Here is a 17,739-nt window from a genome sequence, read left to right on the forward strand (position 1 = left end):
CACCCGCGGCGGACGAGCGGAACCACGACGCATCCGCAGCCGGCGACGCTCGGGAGGGGCCGTGCCGGTACATCGATGCCCGTCGCCACCGACGGCCACACCTCACCCGACGGCGACGGGCTGATGCACCGGCACGGCCCCGCCCCACCCACCGGACCGGACCCGCGGAGCGCGAGGAGGTAGGCGCGAAGGCGTCGCGGGGCTATTCTCGACGTGGCGACATATCTGACTGAGTCAGACATCCAGGCGGAGCGGGCCGCAGGCCACCGCGCACAGCCGACCTCAGGGGCCGATCATGACCGTCCAGGACATCCGCTCCTTCAACCGCTTCTACACGAACGTCATCGGCGCACTCGACTACGGCCGCCACCTGTACGCGCCGTACACGCTCACCGAGTCCCGCGTCCTCTACGAACTGGCGCACACGCCCCAGGCGGACGCCGCCGACCTGCGGACGGAACTCGCGCTGGACTCGGGTTACCTCAGCCGCATCCTGAACAAGTTCGAACAGGACGGCCTGGTCGAGCGCGCAGCCTCCGAGAAGGACACACGACGCCGCCGGATCACGCTCACCGCACGCGGCCGGGAAGCCGCCGCGCTCCTCGACGAGCGGGCGCGCCGGACCGTCGGCACGCTGCTGGCGACCGTACCGGCCGCCGACCGGCCGCGGCTCACGGAGGCGATGCGCACGGTGCGGACCCTCCTGGGGGACGAGCGCGCCGCCCCGCGCCCCGAGGACGTCCTCCTGCGCGAACCGGGCCCCGGCGACCTCGGCTGGATCGTGCAGCGCAACGCGGCGCTGTACGCGGCCGAGTACGGCTGGAACGCCGACTACGAGGGCCTGGTCGCGAGGATCGTGGCCGACTTCGCCGAGGACCACGACCCCCACCTGGAGCGGGTGTGGATCGCCGAGCTCGACGGCCGGCCCGTCGGGTGCGTGATGTGCGTACGGGACGACGCGCCCGGCACCGCCCGGCTCCGGCTGCTGCTGGTCGAGCCGGAGACGCGGGGACTCGGCATCGGCGACCGTCTCGTCGGCGCCGTCGTCGGCTTCGCGCGCGAGGTCGGCTACCACGAGCTCGTCCTGTGGACCAACGACGTCCTGACCGCCGCCCGGCGGATCTACCGGCGCCACGGCTTCGTCCTGGTCGCCGAGAAACCGCACCGGTCCTTCGGCGCGGACCTGACGGGCCAGGACTGGCGGCTGGACCTGCGCGCCGGCCCGGAGTGACCCGCACCGTCCGGAGTGCGGACACCGCCGTCCGCCGGTTGAACGAACCCGCATCGCAGAGTTAACTCAAACACCTACCGCAGGAACCCACTCACGCAACCTGGGTGCGGGACCGTACTCCCCCAAGTAACCCGATCTCTGGGGGAGTTGGCATATATGCAAGGCACCGTGGAGGACTTCGAGTTCGGGGCGGTGACTCCGGCGGCCTCCTTTCTCGTCGCCTGTGTGGGCAGTGCCCTGGGGCTGCGCTGCATCGTCCGTTCCCTGAACAACCGGCAGTCGTGGAAGCCCGGCTGGCTGGCCCTCGGGGCGGCGACCATCGGCTGCGGCATCTGGACCATGCACTTCACCGCGATGGTCGGCTTCAGGATCCAGGGCATCCCGATCGACTACGACCCCGGCCTGGTCTCGCTCAGCCTCGTCGTGGCGATCGTGGCCGTCGGCCTCGGCGTCTTCACCGTGGGGTACCGCGGGGCCACACCCGCCACCCTGACCGCGGCCGGGATCCTCACCGGACTCGCCGTGGTGGGCACGCACTACACCGGCATGGCGGCGATCGAACTGAACGGGTCCCTGGAGCACGACTCGCTGACGGTGTCGGCCTCCGTACTGCTCGCCGTCGCCGCCGCGACCGCCGCCCTGCGGACGGCCGCCTCCCGCCGGGGGTTCCCGGCCACCCTCGGCGCGTGCCTCCTCATGGGGGTCGCCATGACCGGAGCGCATTACACGGGCATGGCCGCCGTCGGGGTGCAACTGCGCGGCGCGACGGACGCGTCGTACACGACCGGGCTGTACGGCGACGGCTCACCGGCCTCGATCCTGCTCCCGATGCTCATCGGGCCGGTCGTCTTCCTGATCCTGGCCGGAGTGGTGGTGATGTTCGACCCGCAGCTCGTCCTCGGCGACGGGGAGTGGAGCCGGTCCTCCCCCCGTCGGCACCGGGGCACGGCCGTCGCGCCCGAGCGTCCGGCCCACGCCCCGCCCGCCGCCTCCCTCTTCGGCCCCCGGGAGCAGCAGCCGGGCCGGCACGCCAGGACCACGGCGGACCACGGCACCGGTGCCACGACGGGCGGCGTCCGCCCCGGCACCGGCCCGCGCGGACGGTGAGCGGCGCCGTCCCGTCCAGGCACCGTTCCGGCACCGCGGGCCAGGGCCCGTACCCGGCGTCCGTGAGGACGGAAGCCGTCGAGCCACCCGCGCGGCCCGCGCCGGGCCTGCCCTCAGCGGGCCGTCGCTCCGATCGCCCGGGACGACGCCCTGGCCACCCGTGCCGTCAGCCGGTCCCGGCACCCGGGCCACTCCGGCGCCGTGACCGAGAAGACCGCGGAGTCGCGCAGCATGCCTTCCTCGCCGGGTGCCCAGGAACGGGACCAGTTGCGCAGGACGCCTTCCAGGCGGGCGCCGGTGGCCGCGATCGCCGCGCGGGAGCGGGCGTTGCGGGCGTCGGTCTTCAGGTCCACCCGGGCCACGCCCCACTCCTCGAAGGCGTGCCGGAAGAGGAGGAGCTTGGACTCGGCGTTCAGGCCGGTGCCCTGGGCCGAGGCGGCGAGCCAGGTGAAGCCGACCTCGACGGCGTCGAGCCGGTCGTCCGACCGCCAGCACCGCGGCTCCCAGTACGAGGTGGCGCCGACCGCCCGTCCGGAGGCGAGGGAGATCTGCGCGTAGGGCGCGAGCCTGCCCGTCGCGGCGCGGGCGAGCTGCGCGTCGACGTAGTCCCCGACCTCGTCGGCCCGGGGCACCCAGGTGAACGCGTACGAGTCCCGGTGTTCCTCCGCGGCCTCGGCGAGGTCGGCCGCGTGCCGGTGGCCGAGCGGCTCCAGCCGTACCAGCGTGCCTTCGAGGACCGGCCCCTCCAACTGGAAACCCAACGCCCCGCGTCCCTTCGCCGGTCCGGTCGTGTCCGCTGCGATTCCTACGCGGCCGGGGCGGCCGGTGTCCAGCGGTTATACGGTCTCGACGGTGCCCGCCAGCCGGGCGCGTTCGGCGGCCAGCACGGTGAGGTGGCTGGTGAGGGACTCCCGGGGGCCGGACTTCACGAGGCCGGGGTTCCCGGTGGCGACGGCGGTGACGAACGCGTCCATCAGGGCGGCGTCGCCCCCGCCGTGGCCGCCCGCCGCGTCCATGGCGCCCGGAGCGGCGAGGTCGACGGCCTCCTCGGTGCGGGTCAGGAAGTCGTAGACGCTCAGACTCCCGCCGTCGCCGCGCAGTTCGCCGCGGGTCCCGAAGATCCGGGTCCGGCGGTCGGCCTGTTCGGTGAAGGCGGTCATGGTGAAGGTGGCGGTGGCCCCGGAGGCGAACTCCATCGACACCACCTGGTGGTCGACCACGTCGTTGTCGCAGGCGTACACGCACCGCCCGTACGGGCCCTCGCGCAGGGCGGTCTCCAGCGCCTCGGGGGTGAAGTCGTCGACGACCACGCTCAGCGGCCATCGGTGTTCGCCGCGGACGAGCCGTCCGCCGTACTCGCTCCGGGCGGAGTAGGGGCAGGTGTGCTCCACGGCGCAGTCGAGGCAGCGGTCGGCGGCGCCCGCGGGCCTGTTCTCGGGCCGGAAGTGCGAGAGGCGTCCGAAACTGGAGACGCGGACGGGGGGTTGGCCGAGGACGTACTGCAACCAGTCGATGTCGTGGCAGGACTTGGCCATCAGCATGGACGTGGCCCGGTCCGTACGGCCCCAGTTGCCACGGACGAAGGAGTGCGCCTGGTGCCAGAAGCCGACGGGTTCCAGGTGCTGGACGCTGACGACGTCGCCGATCCGGCCGGAGTCCACGACCTCCTTCACGGCGCGGGTGTACCGGGTGTACCGCAGGACGTGACCGACCGAGAGGATCACGCCGGCCTTCTCCACCGCCTCGACGATCCGCCGGCACTCGTCCTCGGTCAGGGCCATCGGCTTCTCCAGCATGACGTGGTGGCCGAGGGCCGCGAACTCCAGCACGGGTTCCAGGTGTTCGCGGTCGAGAGTGCAGATCAGCACGGCGTCCGCGACGCGGCCGCGGGCGGCCAGCACCCGCCAGTCGTCCACCGCCGCGTCCGGCTCCAGGGCGTGGGCGGCCGCGAACCGCTCCCGCCGGATCCGCCGGGGTTCGGCGACGGCCACCACCCGGGCCCGTTGCGGGTGGGCGAGGGCCCAGCGCGCGTGACCGGTCCCGCGGTCCCCGGCACCGACGACGGCGAGTGTGACGACGGAGGGGACGGAGGACATCTGCTCACCGCTTTCCGGTCGGATCGCAGGCGCGGTCGGCGCCGTCCGTCGGGAAGCTATCCGTCCCGGACCCCCGCGGCAAGACGGCCGCGGGGCTCTCCGCGCCCGCTCAGCGGTCCTCTCCGGCCGCGGCCCACGCCCCGAACACCTCGTGGAAGTCCGGGAACGTCTTGCGGACGCATCCGGGGTCGTCGAAGCCGATGCCCGGCACGCGCAGCGACGTCACGGCGAAGGACATGACCATGCGGTGGTCGCCGTACGTCCTGATCTCGGTGGCGGTGGGGACGCCCGGGTGGATCTCGATCCAGTCGGGGCCGGTCTCCACCCGGACGCCGAGCCCCCGGAGGTTCTCCGCGCAGGCTTCCAGGCGGTCGCACTCCTTGACCCTGGTGTTGGCGACGTCCTCGATGCGGACCGGGCCGGTGGCGAAGGGCGCGATCGCGGCGAGGGTCGGCATGGTGTCGGAGATGTCCCGCATGTTGACGGTGAGGCCGCGCAGTTCGCCGGTGCCGCGCACGGTCGTGCGGTCGGGCCCGGTCTCCACGTGCGCGCCCATCCTGCGAAGGACGTCCACGAAGGCGAGGTCGCCCTGGAGCGCGCCCGTGCCGAGGCCGTGCACGGTGACCTCGCGGCCGGTCAGGGCCGCGGCGGCGAAGAAGTAGCTCGCGGTGGAGGCGTCGGGCTCGACGGGGTAGGTGGTGGCCCGGTAGCCGCCGGGCGCCACCTCGAAGACGTCGCCGTCCACCGTCACCTCCGCCCCGAACGCGCGCATCATCGCGAGGGTGATGCCGACGTACGGGGCGGAGACCAGGCCGGTGACCTCGATGCGCAGGCCCGTGCGGGTCAGCGGGCCGAGCAGGAGCAGGGCGGTGAGGTACTGGGAGGACTGGCCGGCGTCGAGGACGACCGTGCCGCCCTCCACCCCGGCCGCCTCGATGCTCAGCGGGTGGTGGCCCTCCGCCTCCTCGTGCCTGAGGTCCACGCCCAGGTCGCGCAGCGCCCGCGACAGGGGTCCGAGCGGCCGCCGGCGCATCTGGGCGGAGGCGTCGAAGCGGTAGGTGCCGTGTCCGGCGGCGGCGAGGGCCGGCAGGAAGCGGGCCGTGGTCGCGCCGTCCCGGCAGTACACGTCGGCCCGCTCCACCGCCGGGCCCTGGGGGCGGCCGTCGACGTGCCAGCTCTCCGGGGTCCGGCCGACGCGGTATCCGAGCCGGGTCAGGCCCTCCGCGAACCCCTCGGTGTCGTCCGAGCGGAGCGGACGGACGAGGCGGGTGACCCCGTCGGCCGCCGCGGCCAGGAAGAGCGCGCGGGCGGTGATGGACTTGGAACCGGGGATGTCGACGACGGCCATGGGGTCATGCTGGCGCGCCGGCCCGCTCCGGCGCTGGAACGTCCGCCGACTGGACCTTTCGCGGCGTCCGTGAGGTGAGCGTCACCCCGCCCACCAGCAGGGCCGCCGCCGCCCACCGCAGCGGGCCGACGGACTCGTGCAGGAACAGCGCGGCCGACGACATCCCGAAGACCGGGACGAGCAGCGAGAACGGCGCGACGGTGGACGCGGGGTACCGGTGCAGCAGCCAGCCCCAGGCGCCGAAGCCGAAGACGGTCGTGATCCAGGCGACGTAGACGAGGACTCCGGCGCCCTGCGCGTCCAGGCCGGCGAGCGCGTCGAGGTCGCGGGAGGGGCCTTCCACGAGCAGGGACAGGCCGAGCAGCGGCAGGACGGGGACGGTGCTCACCCACACCATGAAGTTCAGCGGGTCGGGCGGGGACGCCTTGCGGGTGAGGACGTTGGACAGTCCCCAGCAGGCCGCCGCCGCGATCACCAGGGCGAAGGCGCCGAGGGGGCCTGAGGTGCCCTCGTCGACGGCGGCCAGGCCCACACCGGCGAGGGCCACCGCCATGCCGCAGAGCTTGACGCGCCCGGGGCGTTCACCGAGGAAGACGAAGGCGGCGACCGCGGTGAAGACCGCCTGGACCTGGAGCACGAGGGAGGACAGTCCGGCGGGCATCCCCACGTCCATGCCGATGAACAGCAGCCCGAACTTCGCGACTCCGAGGACGAGTCCCACCGCCACGATCCACTTCCACGCCACCTTGGGACGGCCGACGAAGAACACGGCGGGCAGGGCCGCCACGAGGAAGCGCAGGGCCGAGAAGAGCAGGGGCGGGAAGTGGCCCAGTCCGACCTGGATGACGATGAAGTTCACGCCCCAGACGGCGGCGACGAGGACGGCGAGGCTGATGTGTGCGGGTCGCATGCGCCGAGCATCGGATGCCACCACCATGTAGCACCAGCGCGAATGTCTGCATGGATGGATGAAGCGATGCTTACGTAAGCTGGGGAGCGGCCGGGCCCGCCGCGTCGTCGGCCGGGCCCGGGCCGACACGTCACGGACCGGGAGGCGTCCATGCTCGATCTCCAGCGCCTGCGCGCCCTGCACGCCGTCTCGGTGCACGGCACGGTCGGCGCCGCCGCGGCCGCGCTCGGCTACACCCCCTCGGCCGTGTCCCAGCAGATCGCGAAACTGGAGCGGGAGACCAGGACGGTGTTGCTGGAGCGGCGCGGACGCGGTGTCCGGCTCACCGAGCAGGCCGAACAGCTCGCCTCCACCGCACAGGAGTTGCTGGCGATCGTGGAGCGGGCGGAGACCGAACTCGAGGAGCGCCGGGGGATGCCCGCGGGACGGCTGACGGTGGCCGCGTTCGCCTCGGCGGCCCGCGGTCTGCTGCCCGCCGTCCTGGCCGATCTGGCCGTCCGGCACCCCGCCCTGGACACCCGGCTGACGGAGGTCGACCCGCACCTGTCCGTCGACCTGGTGGTCAGGGGCGCGGTCGACCTGGCCGTCGCGCACGACTGGGACATCTCCCCGCTGCCCGCCCCGCCGGGCGTGGAGCAGGCGGTGATCGGGGACGACCTGTGCGATCTGCTCGTCCCGGCCGGGCACCCCTTCGCCGGGCGGGCCTCGGTACGGCGCGAGGACCTGGGCGGCCAGCGGTGGATCTGCCAGCCGCCCGGCCGGGTCTGCCACGACTGGCTGGTGCGCACCCTGCGTGCGGCGGGCAGCGAGCCGGACATCGTCCACCAGGCCGAGGAGAACCCGACCCTCATCGCCCTCGTGGCCGCCGGTCTCGGCGTCGCCCTCATCCCGCGCCTCGGCCGCGGCCCCCTTCCCGACGGGGTGGTGGAGGTACCGCTCGACCCGCTGCCGACCCGCCGACTGTACGCGCTGTGGCGCGCGGGCGCGGCCCGGCGCCCGGCCATCGCCGAGACGGTCCGAACCCTCCAATCCCACTGGCCCACCGTGTCGAAACGCCCCTGACACCCACAACCGGAGCCCACCGCAGGGGTCCGCGCCGCCTACCCCACGGCTCCACAGGTCCGGACGGTTCCATCGCCCCCTCCGCCCCTACCCTTCCCGTACCCAGGGCTCCGCCCCGGACCCCGCTCCTCAAACGCCGGAGGGGCTGAAAGCCACGCCGGTGAGGGACTGGGCCCAAGCCACCGCACCCCCGCGGCCGGGATCCGGCGGAAGGGGCCGTGCCGGTACATCAGATGCCCGTCGCCACCGACGGCCACCTCTCGTCCGACGGCGACGGGCGGATGTACCGGCACGGCCCCGACCCACCCACCGGACCGGCACGGCCCGGCGCGCCCTGTGCACACCCTTGACTGGAAGAAACTTCCCGGATATTCGTGGCTCCTCGGAAGTTTCCTTCACGAGGGAAGGAGCGCTCGTGCGCGACTCCAGCACGGGAAGCACCGCAAGACCGGCCGGCCCGGCCGAACCGGACAGACCGTCAAGGCCCTCCCGGCGTACGGTCCTCGCCGCCTCGGCGGGCATCACCGCCGCCCTCGCCGCCGGCCCCCGCGCCCACGCGGCCGGCGCCCGCCCGGGCACCGACAAGGCCCTGCGCGCCCTGATCTCCCGTATGGCCCTGGAGGAGAAGGTCGGCCAGCTCTTCGTCATGCGGGTGTACGGCCATTCGGCCACCGCGCCCGACCAGGCCGACGTCGACGCCAACCTCAGGGAGATCGGCGTCCGCACGGCCGCCGAGCTGATCGCCGAGTACCGCGTCGGCGGCATCATCTACTTCGCCTGGGCGCACAACACCCGCGATCCGCACCAGATCGCCGCGCTGTCGAACGGCATCCAGCGGGCCTCGCTGGAGCTGCCGCGCGGGCTGCCGGTGCTCATCTCCACCGACCAGGAGCACGGGATAGTGACCCGGGTGGGCAAGCCCGCGACGCTGTTCCCGGGCGCCATGGCGCTGGGCGCGGGCGGTTCGCGGACCGACGCCCGGACGGTGGGCCGCATCGGCGGCGCCGAGCTGCGCGCGATCGGCATCCGGCAGGACTACTCCCCCGTCGCCGACGTGAACGTCAACCCGGCCAACCCGGTGATCGGCGTGCGCTCCTTCGGGGCCGATCCGGACGCGGTGGCGGGCCTGGTGGCGGCCGAGGTGAAGGGGTACCAGGGCTCGGGTGTCGCGGCCACGGCCAAGCACTTCCCCGGCCACGGCGACACCGCCGTGGACAGCCACTTCGGCTTCCCCGTCATCACCCACAGCCGCGAACTGTGGTCGGAGCTCGACGCGGTGCCCTTCCGGGCGGCGATCCGCGTCGGCATCGACTCGATCATGACCGCGCACATCATGGTCCCGGCGCTCGACCCGTCCGGTGACCCCGCCACCCTCTCCCACCCGATCCTCACCGGCATCCTGCGCGGCGAACTCGGCTACGACGGGGTCGTGGTGACGGACTCCCTGGGCATGGAGGGCGTGCGCACGAAGTACGGCGACGACCGCGTCCCCGTCCTCGCGCTCAAGGCCGGTGTCGACCAGCTCCTCAACCCGCCCGACCTGCGCGTCGCGTGGAACGCGGTGCTGAACGCCGTGCGCGGCGGCGAGCTGACCGAGGCCCGGCTCGACGAGTCGGTCCTGCGCGTCCTGCGGCTCAAGGCGAAGCACGGGCTGCTGGGCGACCCGTACGTCCGTGACGCGGACGTCGACCGGGTGGTCGGCGTCCCGGCGCACCTCAGGGCCGCCGACCGGATCGCCGAGCGCACCACCACGCTGCTGGTCAACGAGGAGAAACTGCTCCCGCTGTCCCGGCTGCGCACCCCGAGGGTGCTGGTGGTGGGCGCCGACCCCGCCTCGCCGTCGCTGTCCGACGGGCCGCCCACCGCCGTCATGGCCGCCGCGCTGACCGGACTGGGCTTCACGGCGACGGCCCTGTCCACGGGCACGGCGCCGTCGGCGGCCACGATCGCCGGGGCCGTCACGGCGGCGGCCGACGCGGACGTGGTGGTCGCGCTGACGTACAACCTGACGGCGACCGGGTCCCAGAAGACCCTGGTCGAACGTCTGGTCGCCACGGGGGTCCCGGTGACCGCCGTCGCCGTCCGCAACCCGTACGACATCGCCCGGATCCCCGGCGTCGGCGCCTTCCTGGCCTCGTACTCCTGGACCGACGTCGAAGTGCGCGCCGCCGCCCGGGTGATCGCCGGCCGGGCGGACCCGCGCGGCAGGCTGCCGGTGCCCGTGCAACGGGCGGACGACCCGGCACAGGTGCTCTACCCGATCGGGTACGGGCTGGGCTACTGACGGCAGGGCCGGCCCGCCCGTGTGACGCGGGCGGGCCGGCCCTGTTCCGTTCACGGGCGCAGGGTCATGTCCCGTTCGGTGTCGCGGACGTCCAGCTTCGCGTCGAACCGCGCGAGCGGCCGGGCCGCCGAGGGGTCCGCCTGCACTGTCGCGGGGGCGACACCCGCCCAGTCGAGGATGCGGGCGGTGGCGAGCGCCTTCTCCTCGGCGGCGAGCCCGGCGACGTTGGCGCCGTGGTTCAGGCCCGGAGCCGTGAAGACGTAGGAGTCGCGGGTCTTGGACCCGAGGCGGAACCGCTCGGCTCCCCAGGGGTCGTTCTGGCCGTAGACGAACAGCATGTGGTGCGCGTGGCTGCGGACCCAGCCGTCCACGTCACGCATCGCCGAGGGCTGGAACCTCATCGGGATGGAGCGCGGCACGAAATTGCGCGGGGCCTGGTAGCCGTAGCGGACGTACTTCTTCTCGATGTACGGGAAGTGGATGGTGGGCGCGCCCAGTTGGGTGCCCGCCTGGTAGTAGTACGGGGTGTACGGCTCCAGGCCCTGGTCGGTGTAGAACGAGAAGCCGGAGATCGCGTCGACGGAGTTCCAGATGTCGTCGTCGCTCGCGTGCGCGGCGTCCGCGGGGATCGACTCGCAGTCCTTCAGCAGGCTGTACTGCCAGAAGCCCCACACGTAGTCGAGCACGACCGCCTCGTACGCCTTGTCCAGGCTGCCGACCGTGGTGAAGGTGTAGCCGTTGTCGGCCGCGTACTGGGCGTACTTCTTCTCCAGCGGCTCGCGGCGCACCAGCGCCTCGCGCTGCACGGCGTTCAGCCGGTCGCGGCACTCCTCGGTGCCGACCTGCCGGAAGAAGCGGTCGTACGCCGAGTCCTCGTCGTTCACGACGTCGTTGGGCGCGACGTAGGCGACGACGCCGTCCATGTCGCGGGGGTAGAAGCGCTCGTAGTACGTGGCGGTCATGCCGCCCTTCGAGCCGCCCGTGGAGATCCACTTCTTGTCGTAGACCGGCTTGAGGGCTTCGAAGATGCGGTGCTGGTCGCTCGCGGCCTGCCAGATGTCGAGCTTGGACCAGTCGGCCGGTTCGGGCCGGGACGGCGTGAAGTAGCGGTACTCCATGGAGACCTGGTTGCCGTCCACGATCTGGGTCGGCTCGCGCCGGCTGGGCGTGGTCGAGACGTTGTAGCCGCCCGTGTAGAAGACCGTCGGGCGCGCGGTGTCCTTGTGCAGCACGGTGATCCGCTGCTGGAACGTGCCCTTGGACGGGTGCCGGTGGTCGACCGGCTGGGTGTAGTTCAGGACGAAGTACCGGTAGCCGGTGTACGGCTTCTCCTGGACGAGGCTCATGCCCGGGACCGCGAGAAGCCGGTCCAGGATGTCCTTGTCCTCGTCGGCCGTGCCGGTTGCTCCTGTGGTGCCGTTGGTGCCGTGGGCCTGCGGCGGGCCGGCGGTGGCCGTCCCGGCCGTGCCCAGCGTGCCGATGAGCACCGTGAGCACGAGCAGCCCTCTGAGCGCCTTGCGCATGCACCCTCCCCTGGGAATACGCAGATGTCCGCCGGAACCTAGCGGAGCAACTCCCGTGACGCCAGGGGGTCTTGGGTCATATGTGGATCAGCACAGGATCCAGCCGGAACTGATCGACCCCGAGCCGACCGAGCCCTTGACCCGGACGCAGCGATGGCCCGCGTACAGGGTCACCGGACCCGCGTGATGCGCGAAGTTCCCGGAGTTCACCACCGGCCTGCCGCCGCGCGCCTGCACGCTGACGGACATCCGTTTGCGTGATCCCCGCGACTGGGGGAAGGTCACGGCGCAGACGTAGCCGCTGCGCTTGTACACCTGCACGGAACCGGTCGTGAAGGGCAGGGTGCGGACCTTGCGGCCCGAGCAGGAAGAGGAGGCGGCCTGGGCGCTGGCCGGGCTCATGAAGGCGAGCAGTCCGCCCGCGGTCAGCACGGCCAGGCCGAGCGCCAACCGCCGGCGTATCGCACCACTGTCCACTGTCGTCCCTCCCGCGGCATTCAGCGTACTGGTGTACGGACGCAGGACGTACGGCGGATGGTTGCGTGCCGCTGTGCCTCGGCGTCGGCGCGTCTCGCCCTTGCGAGGTCTTTGCCTTCTTCGGTGACAACCGCGCCCGTTCCTCCCGGGTCCAACCCACGGGTCCAGTCCATGGGTCCAACCCATCGGGAAACGAAGGCGGTTCACCATGTCCGGCACCGACTCCCCCCTCACCACCCGCCGCGCGGTCGTCGCCGCGGCCCTGCTGATCGCCGCCGGCGCCTCGGCGCCGGCCGTCGCGAGCTCCACCGCGGCGCCACCCGCCCGCAGCGGGAGCAACGGCCCCGCCTACGACCGGGTGGCCGACTTCTACGGCGCCTACATCGACGCCGTGACCGACGGGGATCCGGGCCGTCTGAGCACACGGCTGCGCGCCTTCTACCTGACGCCGGCGCTGCGCGCCCAGCTCGCCGCCTGGGAGAACCGGCAGCACGCGGACGGGGTGCTGCGCGCCCAGAACGTGCCGAGCGCCTGGAAGGTGACGGCGGGCGACAGCGGGGCCGGGCACACCTGGTCGACGGTCCGGCTGACCTGGGGCTCCCCGCAGCACCCGACGTACACCTATCTGACGGTGCAGTCGGACCTGGCGACGAAGAGGATCTCCGGCATCAGGCCGAGGAGCTGACGGGCTCCTCGGGCTCCGGGGAACCCACGAAGGTCCGCCACAGCGCCGCGTAACGGCCGTCCAGGCGGAGCAGTTCCTCGTGGGTGCCGTCCTCGGCGACCCGGCCGTGGTCCATCACCACGACCCGGTCCGCGCGGGCGGCCGTCGTCAGCCGGTGGGCGACCACCAGCGTCGTGCGGCGGCCCGCCAGCCGGTCGGTGGCCTGGTTGACCAGGGCCTCGGTCGCCAGGTCGAGCGCGGCCGTCGCCTCGTCGAGCAGCAGCACGTCCGGGTCGACCAGTTCGGCGCGGGCCAGCGCGATGAGCTGGCGCTGGCCGGCGGAGAGGTTGCGGCCGCGCTCGGCGACCTCGTGGAGGTAGCCGCCGTCCAGGGTGGCGATCATGTCGTGCGCGCCGACCGCGCGGGCGGCGGCCTCCACCTCGGCGTCGCCGGCGCCCGGGCGGCCGTAGGCGATGGCGTCGCGGACGGTCCCCTGGAAGAGGTAGGCCTCCTGGGGGACGACGCCGAGCCGGTGCCGGTAGGAGGTGATGTCCAGGTCGCGCAGGTCCGTGCCGTCGACCGTCACCCGTCCGGTGGTCGGGTCGTAGAACCGGGCGACCAGTTTCACGAGCGTCGACTTGCCCGCGCCGGTCTCGCCGACGAAGGCGACGGTCTGTCCGGCGGGGATGCTCAGCGACACCTCGCTGAGCGCCTCCTCGGCGTCGTCCGCGCGGCCGTAGGCGAAGCCGACGTCCTCGAAGGCGATCTCGCCCCGCAGCGAGGGCACCTCCCGCGGCGCGTCGGCGGACTTCGTCGAGGTCGGCTCCCGGAGCAGTTCCTGGATGCGGCCCAGCGAGACGGTGGCCTGCTGGTAGCCGTCGAACACCTGCGACAGCTGCTGCACGGGCGCGAAGAACAGGTCGATGTAGAGGAGGTAGGCGACCAGCGCGCCGGTGGTGAGCGTGCCGGAGCCGATCCGGTGGGAGCCCACGACCAGCACGGCCGCCGCGGCCCCGGAGGCCAGGAGCTGGACGAACGGGAAGTAGACGGAGATCAGCCACTGGCCGCGTATGCGCGCCCTGCGGTAGCTGTCGCTGCCCTCCGCGAACCTCCGCGCGCTCGCCTCCTCGCGCCGGAACGCCTGGAGGATCCGCAGCCCGGACACCGACTCCTGGAGGTCGGCGTTGACCACCGACACCCGCTCGCGGGCCAGCTCGTACGCCTTCACGCTCGCCCGGCGGAAGAAGAACGTGCCGACGACCAGCGGCGGCAGCGTCGTGAAGACGACCAGCGCCAGCTGTACGTCGATCACGAGCAGGGCGGCCATGATGCCGAAGAAGGTGACGACGGAGACGAACGCGGTGACGAGCCCGGTCTGCAGGAACGTGGACAGGGCGTCGACGTCGGTCGTCATCCGGGTCATGATCCGGCCGGTGAGCTCGCGCTCGTAGTAGTCGAGTCCCAGGCGCTGGAGCTGCGCGAAGATCTTCAGACGCAGCGCGTACAGGACCCGCTCGCCGGTGCGGCCTGTCATCCGGGTCTCGCCGATCTGCGCGGCCCACTGCACGAGCACGGTGATCAGCGCGAGGGCGGCCGCCGCCCAGACCGCGCCGAGGGCGAGCCGGGTGACGCCCTGGTCGATGCCGTGCCGGATCAGGACCGGCAGCAGCAGCGTCATCACCGCGTCGACGGCGACCAGGGCGAGGCTGACGAGCAGCGGGGCGCCGAAGCCGCCCAGCAGCCGGCGCAGTCCGTAGGAGTCCTCGGGCGTGACGGCGCGGACCTCGTCGACGTCGGGCGCGTCGGTGGCCGGGGGCAGTGCCTCGACCTGGGCGAGCAGTCCGGGGGTGGCGGGCATCCCGTCGAGCGCGGTGTCCCGGGGCTCGCGGTCGCCGGTCCACAGGTGCGGTGTCACCCCGCGCTCGGCGTCGAACTCGGCGTCCAGCTCCTCGCGTACGGAGGTGTCCTCGTGCGGCGCGGCCGGAAGGGCGTGTCCCGGGGAGACGCCGCCCAGTTCGTCGGGGTCGGTGAGCAGCCGCCGGTAGAGCGCCGAGCGGGCCTGGAGCTCGTCGTGGGTGCCGATGTCGGCGAGCCTGCCGCCGTCGAGGACGGCGATGCGGTCGGCGAGGTTGAGGGTGGAGCGGCGGTGCGCGATCAGCAGGGTCGTGCGGCCCTCCATGACCTGCCCGAGCGCCTCGTGGATCTCGTGCTCGACCCGGGCGTCCACGGCGGAGGTGGCGTCGTCGAGGACGAGGAGGCGCGGGTCGGTGAGGATGGCGCGGGCGAGCGCGACGCGCTGGCGCTGGCCTCCGGAGAGGGTGAGGCCGTGCTCGCCGACCTTGGTGTCGTAGCCGCCGGGCAGTTCGGCGATGAACCGGTGCGCCTGGGCGGCGCGGGCGGCGGTCTCTATCTCCTCCTGGGTGGCCTCGGGACGTCCGTAGGCGATGTTGGCGCGGACGGTGTCGGAGAAGAGGAAGGAGTCCTCGGGGACGAGGCCGATCGCGGCGCGCAGGGACTCGGCGGTCAGCTCGCGGACGTCGTGCCCGCCGATGAGGACGGCGCCGTGCGTCACGTCGTAGAAGCGGGGCAGCAGCAGCGAGACCGTCGACTTGCCGGAGCCGGAGGAGCCGACGACGGCGAGGGTCTCGCCGGGCCGGATCTCGAAGCTCAGCCCGTTCAGGACGGGCCGGCCCTCCTCGTACCCGAAGGACACGTCGTCGAACTCGACGGTGGCGGGCGCGTCGGCCGGCAGGGTCTTGGTGCCGTCCTTGATCGACGGCCGGGTGTCGATGAGCTCCAGCACGCGCTCGGCGCCCGCGCGGGCCTGCTGTCCGACGGTGAGCACGACGGCCAGCATCCGCACCGGTCCGACGAGCTGCGCGAGGTAGGTGGAGAAGGCCACGAAGGTGCCCAGCGTGATCTGGCCGCGCACGGCGAGCCAGCCGCCGAGGGCGAGCATCGCGACCTGGCCGAGGGCGGGCACGGCCTGGAGGGCCGGGGTGTACCTGGCGTTGAGGCGGATGGTCCGCAGCCGGCCCGCGAAGAGCCGCCGCCCGACCTCGCGCAGTTTGCCGGTCTCCTGCTCCTCCTGGCCGAAGCCCTTCACCACGCGGACGCCGCTGACGGCCCCGTCGACGACACCGGCCACGGCGGCGGCCTGCGCCTGCGCGTACCAGGTGGCGGGGTGCAGCCGGGAGCGGCTGCGTTTGGCGACGAACCACAGGGCCGGGGCGACGGCCAGCGCGACCAGGGTGAGCGGCAGGGACAGCGCGGCCATGATCGCGAGGGAGATCAGGAAGAGCAGGACGTTCCCGATGGTCATCGGGAGCATGAACAGCAGGCCCTGGATGAGCTGGAGGTCGCTGGTCGCGCGGCCCACGACCTGCCCGGTGGACAGCTCGTCCTGGCGCCGCCCGTCCAGCCGGGTGATCGTCCCGTACATGTCGGTCCGCAGGTCGTGCTGGACGTCGAGGGCGAGCCGGCCGCCGTAGTAGCGGCGGACGAAGGTGAGGGCGTAGACGAGGACGGCGGCGCCGAGCAGCGCGCCCGCCCAGGGGGCCATGCCCCGGCTGCGGTCGCCGATGACGTCGTCGATGATCACCTTGGTGATCAGCGGGACCACCGCCATCAGGGCCATGCCGCCCAGCGAGGAGCCGAGCGCGAGCACCACGTCCTTCGGGTACCGCCAGGCGTACCCGGCGAGCCGCCGGGCCCATCCCCGTTCCGTCGCCACTCCGGCACCTTCCGTAGATCTCACTCCGCCGGAAGGCACCAACACCGAACGAAGCGGATTTCATCCCTCCGCAACAATCCGTCCGCCCGCCCCCGGACGCGCGTCCGCCCGCCCGGTACGGGACCGGGCGGGCGGACGACAGGACCTAGGGCCTGTCGTCAAATTCTCGTCGTCGCCCGAAGGGCGGCCTTGCGGCGTCTGGTGCGTGCTCTCGGCGTGCCGGGCGGAAGTCCTCGTACTGGACGTACTGGGGCTTTCGCCCGGTGCGGCGAGAGTGCGTGCCAGGCGTCGCGAGGCAGGCGGGAATTTGACGACAGGCCCTAGGGCGACGGAGCGCGGACGCGGGGCTCCGGGCGTGACGGTGCGGGGATACGCCCCGGTCAGCTCGCCGGGACGGCCGGGAAGGCCTCCGTCGGCTGCGAGGTCGGCGTGTACCGCTGGGGTGCGACGGTGGTCGGCACGAGGTCCTTGTGGATGACCTTGGCGACGGCCTGGATGGTGGCGACGCCGTAGTCCATGGTGCTGTTGCCGACGGTGAGCACCGACATCATGTAGTCGCGGCCGCCGCCGTTGAAGGTGCCGAGGCTGTGCACGCGCCACGCGCCCGTGGAGCGCGAGAGCCAGCCGTTCTTGACGTGCACGGCGACGGTCGAGGGCGCTCCGGCCGGTGTCCCCCAGCGCTGCGAGGAGACGACCTGGCCCATGAGCTTCAGGATGTAGGCGCGGGCGTTGTCGCTCAGCACCGTGTTCTTGGCGGTGACGAGCTTGAGCAGCTTCTGCTCGTCGGTGACGTTGATCTGGGTCAGGCCCCAGTAGCCTCCGGTGCCCGGCACGGTCTTCGTCATCCCGGCGGCGGTCAGGAAGCCCTTGATCTTCGTCATGCCGAGCTGGTTCCACAGCTTGGTGGTCGAGGCGTTGTCCGACTGGGTGATCATCTTGGTGGCGAGCGACGTCTCGGTGCTCGTCAGGTAGCGGTTGTGCTTCTTCGCGTCCCACAGCAGCGCGGCGAGGACGGTGACCTTCACCGTGCTGGCCGAGTCGAACGAGGTGGTGGCGCGGAGCGTGCAGGTGGTGTTGGTCGAACGGTCGTACAGGCCGACCGCGACGGTGCCCCGGCGGTTCGCGAGCGCCGCGGTGATGTCCGTCTGGAGCTTGGCGGCCAGGCCGGCCTTGCTCGACGTACAGGTGACCGCCGGCGCGGCGGAGGCCGGGGTCGCGCCGACCGCGATCGGCACGATCACCGCGGCACCGAGGCTCGCTGCGAGCACACGGGCACCCCGGGATATCCGGTGAGTCATGGAGGC

General features: G+C 72.8%; 13 protein-coding genes. 5 read left to right on the forward strand and 8 right to left on the reverse strand.

Annotated features, from left to right (window positions below):
* The first annotated feature begins 295 nt into the window (after positions 1–295).
* Together ACFW6B_RS01080 and ACFW6B_RS01085 are read left to right on the forward strand one after the other, a co-directional pair.
* Positions 296–1,231, forward strand: a complete 936-nt coding sequence (locus tag ACFW6B_RS01080; protein ID WP_386591159.1) for a GNAT family N-acetyltransferase — start codon at positions 296–298, stop codon at positions 1,229–1,231.
* Between the two features lie 156 nt (positions 1,232–1,387).
* Positions 1,388–2,338, forward strand: a complete 951-nt coding sequence (locus tag ACFW6B_RS01085; RefSeq protein ID WP_386591160.1) for an MHYT domain-containing protein — start codon at positions 1,388–1,390, stop codon at positions 2,336–2,338.
* A gap of 113 nt (positions 2,339–2,451) precedes the next feature.
* On the opposite strand, the gene ACFW6B_RS01090 is transcribed toward ACFW6B_RS01085, so the two are convergent.
* The 4 genes from ACFW6B_RS01090 to ACFW6B_RS01105 all read right to left on the reverse strand — a co-directional run bounded on the left by ACFW6B_RS01090 (position 2,452) and on the right by ACFW6B_RS01105 (position 6,692).
* A complete protein-coding gene (locus ACFW6B_RS01090; protein ID WP_386591161.1) occupies positions 2,452–3,099 on the reverse strand; it encodes a GNAT family N-acetyltransferase in 648 nt (215 codons plus the stop codon).
* A gap of 75 nt (positions 3,100–3,174) precedes the next feature.
* On the reverse strand, positions 3,175–4,434 hold the full coding sequence (locus tag ACFW6B_RS01095) for a Gfo/Idh/MocA family protein (RefSeq protein ID WP_386591162.1): 1,260 nt from the start codon (positions 4,432–4,434) through the stop codon (positions 3,175–3,177).
* A gap of 109 nt (positions 4,435–4,543) precedes the next feature.
* On the reverse strand, positions 4,544–5,782 hold the full coding sequence (aroA, locus tag ACFW6B_RS01100; RefSeq protein WP_386591163.1) for a 3-phosphoshikimate 1-carboxyvinyltransferase: 1,239 nt from the start codon (positions 5,780–5,782) through the stop codon (positions 4,544–4,546).
* 4 nt (positions 5,783–5,786) lie between these two features.
* Entirely contained in the window at positions 5,787–6,692 is a 906-nt protein-coding gene (locus ACFW6B_RS01105) for an EamA family transporter (protein ID WP_386591164.1), read from the reverse strand.
* A gap of 150 nt (positions 6,693–6,842) precedes the next feature.
* Between ACFW6B_RS01105 and ACFW6B_RS01110 the strand changes: the two genes are divergently transcribed.
* The gene (locus ACFW6B_RS01110) at positions 6,843–7,754 is read left to right on the forward strand and encodes a LysR family transcriptional regulator (protein WP_386591165.1); all 912 of its coding nucleotides are present in this window, start codon (positions 6,843–6,845) and stop codon (positions 7,752–7,754) included.
* A gap of 415 nt (positions 7,755–8,169) precedes the next feature.
* The gene (locus tag ACFW6B_RS01115; protein ID WP_386591166.1) at positions 8,170–10,038 is read left to right on the forward strand and encodes a glycoside hydrolase family 3 protein; all 1,869 of its coding nucleotides are present in this window, start codon (positions 8,170–8,172) and stop codon (positions 10,036–10,038) included.
* A gap of 50 nt (positions 10,039–10,088) precedes the next feature.
* Here ACFW6B_RS01115 and ACFW6B_RS01120 read toward each other — a convergent pair whose 3' ends face one another.
* Both ACFW6B_RS01120 and ACFW6B_RS01125 read right to left on the reverse strand, forming a co-directional pair.
* The gene (locus ACFW6B_RS01120) at positions 10,089–11,561 is read right to left on the reverse strand and encodes a S28 family serine protease (RefSeq protein ID WP_386591167.1); all 1,473 of its coding nucleotides are present in this window, start codon (positions 11,559–11,561) and stop codon (positions 10,089–10,091) included.
* A gap of 87 nt (positions 11,562–11,648) precedes the next feature.
* A complete protein-coding gene (locus ACFW6B_RS01125) occupies positions 11,649–12,038 on the reverse strand; it encodes a hypothetical protein (RefSeq protein ID WP_386591168.1) in 390 nt (129 codons plus the stop codon).
* Between the two features lie 208 nt (positions 12,039–12,246).
* Between ACFW6B_RS01125 and ACFW6B_RS01130 the strand changes: the two genes are divergently transcribed.
* Entirely contained in the window at positions 12,247–12,723 is a 477-nt protein-coding gene (locus ACFW6B_RS01130; RefSeq protein WP_386591169.1) for a hypothetical protein, read from the forward strand.
* Here the strand turns inward: ACFW6B_RS01130 and ACFW6B_RS01135 are convergent.
* Together ACFW6B_RS01135 and ACFW6B_RS01140 are read right to left on the reverse strand one after the other, a co-directional pair.
* On the reverse strand, positions 12,707–16,435 hold the full coding sequence (locus ACFW6B_RS01135) for an ABC transporter ATP-binding protein (protein ID WP_386591170.1): 3,729 nt from the start codon (positions 16,433–16,435) through the stop codon (positions 12,707–12,709). The genes ACFW6B_RS01130 and ACFW6B_RS01135 overlap by 17 nt on opposite strands.
* A 380-nt stretch (positions 16,436–16,815) precedes the next feature.
* Positions 16,816–17,733 (reverse strand): serine hydrolase, encoded by a 918-nt coding sequence (locus ACFW6B_RS01140; protein ID WP_386591171.1) that lies wholly within the window; start codon positions 17,731–17,733, stop codon positions 16,816–16,818.
* Positions 17,734–17,739 lie beyond the last annotated feature (6 nt).

Source organism: Streptomyces sp. NPDC058751 (assembly GCF_042746485.1).
Lineage (GTDB): Bacteria > Actinomycetota > Actinomycetes > Streptomycetales > Streptomycetaceae > Streptomyces.

Excerpts from the sequence above, each read along its gene's own strand:
- ACFW6B_RS01080 (WP_386591159.1), top strand. The coding sequence starts at position 296 with ATGACCGTCCAGGACATCCGCTCCTTCAACCGCTTCTACACGAACGTC.
- ACFW6B_RS01085 (WP_386591160.1), top strand. The coding sequence starts at position 1,388 with ATGCAAGGCACCGTGGAGGACTTCGAGTTCGGGGCGGTGACTCCGGCG.
- ACFW6B_RS01095 (WP_386591162.1), bottom strand. The coding sequence starts at position 4,434 with ATGTCCTCCGTCCCCTCCGTCGTCACACTCGCCGTCGTCGGTGCCGGG.
- aroA (WP_386591163.1), bottom strand. The coding sequence starts at position 5,782 with ATGGCCGTCGTCGACATCCCCGGTTCCAAGTCCATCACCGCCCGCGCG.
- ACFW6B_RS01105 (WP_386591164.1), bottom strand. The coding sequence starts at position 6,692 with ATGCGACCCGCACACATCAGCCTCGCCGTCCTCGTCGCCGCCGTCTGG.
- ACFW6B_RS01110 (WP_386591165.1), top strand. The coding sequence starts at position 6,843 with ATGCTCGATCTCCAGCGCCTGCGCGCCCTGCACGCCGTCTCGGTGCAC.
- ACFW6B_RS01120 (WP_386591167.1), bottom strand. The coding sequence starts at position 11,561 with ATGCGCAAGGCGCTCAGAGGGCTGCTCGTGCTCACGGTGCTCATCGGC.
- ACFW6B_RS01130 (WP_386591169.1), top strand. The coding sequence starts at position 12,247 with ATGTCCGGCACCGACTCCCCCCTCACCACCCGCCGCGCGGTCGTCGCC.
- ACFW6B_RS01140 (WP_386591171.1), bottom strand. The coding sequence starts at position 17,733 with ATGACTCACCGGATATCCCGGGGTGCCCGTGTGCTCGCAGCGAGCCTC.